We start from the raw sequence: 7167 nt of genomic DNA on the forward strand, positions 1-7167 counted from the left end.
GGCAGCAGGGTCACGAGGCGCCCAGTTCCTTGTCGATGAAGTCGAAGAGGTCGTCGTCGGTGGCGGTGTCCAGACCGGCCACCACGTCCGGCAACCCGGCCGCGGGAGCGCCGTCCTCGAAGCGGGCCAGCAGCGCCTGGAGGCGCCGGACCACCGTGATCCGCTCCGCCTCGGCCGCCTCCGCCAGCTCGGCCTCGATCCGGTCCACCCGGTCGGTGAGCGAGGCGGCCGAGGTGCGCGGCGGGGCGATCCGCCCGGTCAGGTACTCGGCGACCCGGGCGGCCGACGGCTGGTCGAACACCAGCGTCGCGGGCAGCCGCAGCCCGGTTCGGGCGGACAGCCGGTTGCGCAGTTCGACCGCGGTCAGCGAGTCGAAGCCGAGGTCGACGAAGCCCCGGTCGGGCGCGACGGCCTCCGCCGTGGCGTGCCCGAGGACCTGCGCGACGTCCGCCCGGACGGCGTCCAGGACGATCCGGGCCTGCTCCGCGGGGGTGCGGCCGGCCAGCTGCCGCGGCAGCGAGGGGCCGTCGGCGGCCGCGCTCGCCCGGCGCGGGCCGCCGGGCAGCAGTCCGCGCAGCAGGGCCGGGACGGCGCTGTCGGCGGTGCCCGGCCGGGACGGCAGGTCGAGCCGGACCGGCACCAGGTGGGCGCGGTCGGTGGCCAGCGCCGCGTCCAGGAGCGCGAGCCCCTGTTCCGCGGTCAGCCCGTCGCCGAGCCGGGCGGCCCGGTCGCCGAGGTGCCCGGTCATCGCGCTGGCCTCCGCCCAGACGCCCCAGGCGAGCGAGAGGCCCGGCAGCCCGAGCGACCGGCGCCGCGCCGCGAGGGCGTCCAGGAAGGAGTTGGCCGCCGCGTAGTTCGCCTGGCCGGGCGAGCCGAAGGTGCCGGCCGCCGAGGAGAACAGCACGAACAGCTCCAGGTCCGTCCCCGCGGTCAGCTCGTGCAGGTGCACGGCCGCGTCGGCCTTGGGACGGAACACGGTGGCGACCCGGTCGGGCGTCAGCGACTCGACGACGCCGTCGTCCAGCACGCCGGCGGTGTGCACCACCCCGCGCAGCGGGCGCTCCGCCGGGATCGCGGCGAGCACCCGGGCCAGCGCGTCGCGGTCGGCGGCGTCGCAGGCCACCACCTCGGCGCGAGCGCCGAGTGCGGCCAGTTCCGCCGTCAGTTCGGCGGCTCCGGGGCTGTCCGCACCGCGCCGACTGAGCAGCAGCAGGTGCCGCACGCCGTACTCCGCGGCCAGGTGGCGGGCCACCAGTCCGCCGAGCACGCCGGTGCCGCCGGTGATCAGGACGGTGCCACCCGGGTCGGCCGGCGCTCCCGTGCCGGGGCGCGCCGCGGTGTCGGCCGGCGCTGCGGCGCCGGCCCGCGCCAGACGGGGCACCAGCACCCGCCCGTCCCGGACCGCCAGCTGCGGTTCGGCACCGGTCGCGTACGGGTGCCAGGCGTCGTCCCCGGGGTCCGCGTCGACCAGGACGAACCGGTCCGGGTGCTCGGACTGGGCCGAGCGCAGCAGGCCCCAGACCGCCGCGCCGGGCAGGTCGCGCACCCGGCCGGCCGGGTCGACGGCGCCCGAGGTCAGCACCACCAGCCGGGAGGAATCGAACCGCTCGTCGGCGAGCCACTGCTGGACGGTCGCCAGCGTCTCGGAGGCCGCCCGGAGCGCGGTACCCGCGCCGCCGACGGTGTCGGCATCGGCATCGGTGTCGGTGCCGGTGTCGGTGCCGGGACCGGCCACGAGGGGCAGCACCACCACCGGTGGTGCCTGCGCCCCGGCGGGCAGTCCCGCCAGCGAGTCGATCCGCTCGCCCGGCACCCCGGCCACGGCCGGCGTCCCGTCCCCGGCGAGCACCCACCACGCGGAGGCGTCCACCGGCGGCAGGGCCGGCACGGGCGTCCACTCGACCGCGAACAGCCAGTCCCGACCGGGCTGTCGACCGGTCTCCGGCAGCTGTTCGACGGCGGTCTCGCGGAGCACCAGCGAGTCGACGGAGGCCACCGGCGCGCCGATCCCGTCGGCGGTCCGGATCAGCACGCCGTCCTCGGTCGGCGTGACCGCGACGCGCAGCACCGTGGCGCCGGTGGCGTGCAGCCGGACCCCGGTCCAGGCGAACGGCACACGGGGCACCGGGCCGCCGGCCTCGACGAAGCCGATCACGTGCAGCGCCGCGTCCAGCAGCGCCGGGTGCAGCCCGAACCCGGGCGCGGCCGCGGCCGCCTCCTCGGGCAGCGCCACCTCGGCGTAGACCGTCGTACCGTCGCGCCAGGCCGCCCGGACCCCCTGGAAGGCCGGCCCGTAGCCGTACCCGCCCTCGGCGAGGGCCGGGTAGAAGCCGTCCAGCGCCAGTGGTTCGGCGCCCGGCGGCGGCCAGGCCGCGAGGTCGTACTCCTGCGCCGCGAAGTCGTGTTCCTGCGCCGCGCCCCCGGCGCCCAGGACGCCGGTCGCGTGACGCACCCACGGCGCCTCGCCCTCGTCCGGCCGGGCGTGGATCTCCACCCGGCGGTCGCCGTTCTCCTCCGGGGCGGCCACCCGCACCTGGACCTGCACCCCGCCGGTGGCCGGCAGGGGCAGCGCGGACTGCACGAGCAGCTCGCGCAGGACCGTCGAGCCGACCTGCTCCCCGGCCCGCAGCGCCATCTCCACGAACGCCGTCCCGGGCACCAGCACCCGGCCGAGGACGGCGTGGTCCGCCAGCCAGGGCTGGGTGGCGAGCGACAGCCTTCCGGTCAGCAGCACCTCGTCCCCGCCGGCCAGCGCGACCGTCGCGCCGAGCAGCGGGTGGTCCGCCGCGCTCTGGCCGACGCCGCCCACGTCGCCCACGCCGGTGGCGGGCTCCAGCCAGAACCTGGTCCGCTGGAAGGCGTAGGTCGGCAGCGGCACCCGGCGTCCGGCCGGCAGCACGGCCGGCCAGTCGACCTCGACGCCGGCCGCCCAGAGCCGGCCGAGCGCGCGCAGCGCCGTCCCGGCCTCCTCGGGTTCGCCGCGGCGCAGCGCCGGGACGAACACGCCCTCGGCGACGGACTGCTGGGCCATGCCGCAGAGCACGCCGTCCGGGCCGAGCTCCAGGTGGCGGGTGACGCCCCGGCCGAAGAGGTACGCGATGCCGTCGGCGAACCGGACGGTGCCGCGCACATGGCGGGCCCAGTACCCGGGCGTCCGGATCTCCTCGGGGTCGACCACCGCGCCGGTCAGGTTGGAGACGATCGGGATCCGCGGCTCGTTGAAGGTCAACCCGGCCAGCACCTCGGTGAATTCGGCCAGCATCGGCTCCATCAGGGCCGAGTGAAAGGCGTGCGAGACGGTCAGCCGGCTCGTCCGGCGGCCGTCGGCCGCCCAGCGCCCGGCGAACTCCTCGACCACCTCCGTCGGGCCCGAAACCACCACCGAGGTGGGGCCGTTGACGGCGGCGACGTCCAGCCGGTCGCCGATCTCCGCCCGCACCTCGGCCTCGGCGGCCTGCACGGCGAGCATCGCGCCGCCCTCGGGCAGCGCCTGCATCAGCCGGCCGCGCGCCGCGACCAGGGCACAGGCGTCGGCCAGCGAGAACACGCCCGCCGCGTGGGCGGCGGCCACCTCGCCGATCGAGTGGCCCAGCAGGAAGTCCGGGACCAGGCCGCAGGACTCCGCCCAGCGGTACAGGGCGACCTCGACGGCGAACAGGCCGGCCTGCGCCCACATCGTCCGGTCCAGGTCGACGCCCTCGAAGACCACGTCCTTGACCGGCCGGTCGAGCCACCGGTCCAGCTCCGCGCAGACCGCGTCGAAGGCCGTCGCGAACACCGGGGAGGCCTCGTACAGCCCCCGGCCCATCCCGGCCCGCTGCGCGCCCTGCCCGGTGAAGAGGAAGGCGAGTCGCCCGGGGCCGCCCTCGGCCGCCGGTGCCGCCTCCTCGGCCGCGAGCCGGTCGAGCTGGCGCAGCAGGTCCGCGCCGTCCCGTCCGACGGCGACGGCCCGGTGCTCCAGTTCGGCCCGGGTGGTGGCCAACGACCAGGCCACGTCGGCCGGTTCGGGTGCGGGCGCCGCCGCGAGGTGGGCGCGCAGGGAGCGCGCCTGCTCACGCAGGGCGGCCTGGGTCCCACCGGAGAGCGGCCACACCACCGGGCCCTCGCCCGTGGTCGTCGGCCCCGCCGGTCCGCGGCCCGCGCCGATCGGCTCCATCGGGCCGTGGCCCGTGGTGGTCGGCCCGGCCGGGCTCGGGGCGGACTCCAGGATGATGTGCGCGTTGGTGCCGCTGATGCCGAAGGAGGACACGCCCGCCCGGCGCGGCCGGTCGGCCTCGGGCCAGGGGCGCGCCTCGGTCAGCAGCTCGACCGCCCCGGCCGACCAGTCCACGTGGTGGGTCGGTTCGTCCACGTGCAGGGTGGCGGGCAGGACACCGCGGCGCATCGCCTGCACCATCTTGATGACGCCCGCCACACCGGCCGCGGCCTGGGTGTGGCCGATGTTGGACTTGATCGATCCCAGCCACAACGGCCGGTCGGCCGGCCGGTCCTGGCCGTAGGTCGCCAGCAGCGCCTGGGCCTCGATCGGGTCGCCCAGGCTGGTGCCGGTGCCGTGCGCCTCGACCGCGTCCACCTCTGCGGCGAGCAGCCGGGAGTCGGCCAGCGCCTGGCGGATCACCCGCTGCTGGGACGGCCCGTTGGGGGCGGTGAGCCCGTTGGAGGCGCCGTCCTGGTTGACCGCGCTGCCGCGGATCACCGCGTGGATCTCACGGCCGTTGCGCAGCGCGTCGGAGAGCCGCTCCAGCACCAGCACCCCGACGCCCTCGGACCAGGTGGTGCCGTCCGCCGCCGAGGCGAAGGGCTTGCACCGGCCGTCGGAGGCCAGTCCGCCCTGCCGGTCGAACTCGGCGAAGATGTTCGGACCGGCCAGGACGGCCACGCCGCCGGCCAGCGCCAGCTCGCACTCGCCGCGCCGCAGCGCCTGCGCCGCCAGGTGCATCGCCACCAGGGAGGAGGAGCACGCGGTGTCCACCGTGACGGCCGGGCCCTCCAGGCCGAAGGTGTACGCCACCCGGCCGGAGACCACGCTCATCGAGGTCCCGGTCAGCAGGTAGCCCTCCGCGCCGGGCGGGAGCTGGGCGCCCACACCGTAGGTCGAGGCGTACGCCCCGACGAACACGCCGGTCGGGGAGCCGCGCAGCTCCGGGGCGACCAGGCCGGCGGCCTCGAAGGCCTCCCAGGAGGCCTCCAGCAGGATGCGCTGCTGCGGGTCCATCACCAGGGCCTCGCGCGGCGAGATCCCGAACAGCTCGGCGTCGAAGCCCGCGACGTCGTCCAGGAAGCCGCCGCGCGGGGCGTAGGACGCGTCCCCGACCCGCCAGCCGCGGTCCGCCGGGAACGGGGTCACCCCGTCGAAGCCCTCGGCCAGCAGGCGCCACAGCTGCTCGGGGTCGTTGGCGCCCCCGGGGTAGCGGCAGCTCATGCCGACGATCGCGATCGGCTCGTCGGCGTTCGCGGCGAGGACGGGCGCGGTCGGGGCGGGGGCCTGCACCACCCGCTCGGACAGCGCCTCGGCGAGGTGGTCGGCCAGCGCGTCCGGGGTCGGGTAGTCGAAGACCAGGGTCGCGGGCAGCCGCAGCCCGGTCGCGGCGTTCAGCCCGTTGCGCAGCTCCACGGCGGTCAGCGAGTCCAGCCCGAGGTCCTTGAAGGCCTGCTTCGCACCGACCGCGTCCACCCCGGCGTGGCCGAGCACGGTCGCCACATGGGCCCGCACCAGGTCCAGCAGGCGCGCGCGGCGCTGCTCGGCGTCCAGGCCCCGCAGTTGCTCCAGCACCGCGGCCCGGCCGCCGGCACCCCGCTCGGCGGCGCGGCTCCTCGGGGCCCGCACCAGGGCGCGGAACAGCGGGGGGATCCCGCCCGTCCGGGGCGCCCGGAGGTCGAGGGTCACCGGCAGGAGGTGCGGTACGGGCAGGGTGATCGCCCGGTCGAACAGGGCCAGGGCCTGCGCGGTCGGCAGACCCGAGCCACTGCGTGCCGAGGAGAGATGACCGGTCAGCTCACTGGCCTGCTCCCACAGACCCCAGGCCAGCGACTGACCCGCCCGGCCGGAAGCCGTACGGCGGGCCGCCAGTGCGTCCAGAAAAGCGTTCGCGGCCGCGTAGTTGGCCTGACCACCCGAACCGAACGTCGCCGCCACCGACGAGTACAGCACGAACAACGGCAGCTCCAGATCCGCCGTCAACTCGTCCAGATTCAGCGCCGCATCCACCTTCGGACGCAGCACCGCCGCCACACGCTCCGGCGTCAGGGCGGCGAACACCCCGTCGTCCAGCACACCCGCCGCGTGCACCACACCCGCCAACGGACGGGCGAGACCGTCCAGCACCCGGGACAGCGCCGCACGGTCGGCCGCATCGCACGCGACCACGTCCGCCTCGGCACCCAACCCGCCCAAATCGGCGAGCAGTTCACCCACAGCCGGACCGTCCGCGCCACGACGGCTCAACAGAGTCAGATGCCGCACACCGTGCACCGCCACCAGATGCCGGGCCAACAGCCCACCCAGCGTCCCCGTACCACCCGTGATCAGCACCGTGCCACCGGCATCCAACTCCACCGGAGTCTCCACCAGCTGCAGAGAAGACGCCCGCACCAGACGCGGCACCGACACCTCACCACCCCGGATCGCCGCCTGCGGCTCACCACCGCCGACGACCGCCGGCCACAACCCCTCCGAACCACCGAGCGGATCCGGATCCAGATCCACCAGCACGATCCGGTCCGGATTCTCCGTCTGCGCCGAACGCAACAGACCCCACACCGCCGCCTGCACCGGATCAGCCCCACCACCAGCGGGAACCGCAACCGCCCCACGCGTCAGCACCACCAGGCGCGAAGAACCGAACCGCTCCTCCGCCAACCACTCCTGCACCACACCCAGCACCCGGGCCGTCAGCGCATACACATCACCCTCGACCGGCACCGGCAGCACCACCACCGGCGGCACCGCCAACCCACCGGCCTCCAACTCACCAACCAGGCCCGCCACATCGACGAACCCCCGCACACCCGCGACCTCACCGATCGCCACCCAACCCGACGAACCCGCACCATCCGGACCTGCCGAAACCGGAACCGGAACCGGAACCGGAACCGGCACCCAGTCCACCGCGAACAACGCCTCCGGCCCACCCTCACCGACCGGCCGAAGCGCCTCCGCCGAAACCT

At 76.1% G+C, this 7167-nt stretch carries 1 pseudogene; it reads right to left on the reverse strand.

The window, feature by feature from the left end:
• Window positions 1-10 precede the first annotated feature (10 nt).
• Window positions 11-6916, reverse strand: a pseudogene (locus ACWGJO_RS14105) (type I polyketide synthase); the annotation flags it as partial.
• Window positions 6917-7167 lie beyond the last annotated feature (251 nt).

This window comes from Kitasatospora sp. NPDC054795 (genome assembly GCF_053611565.1).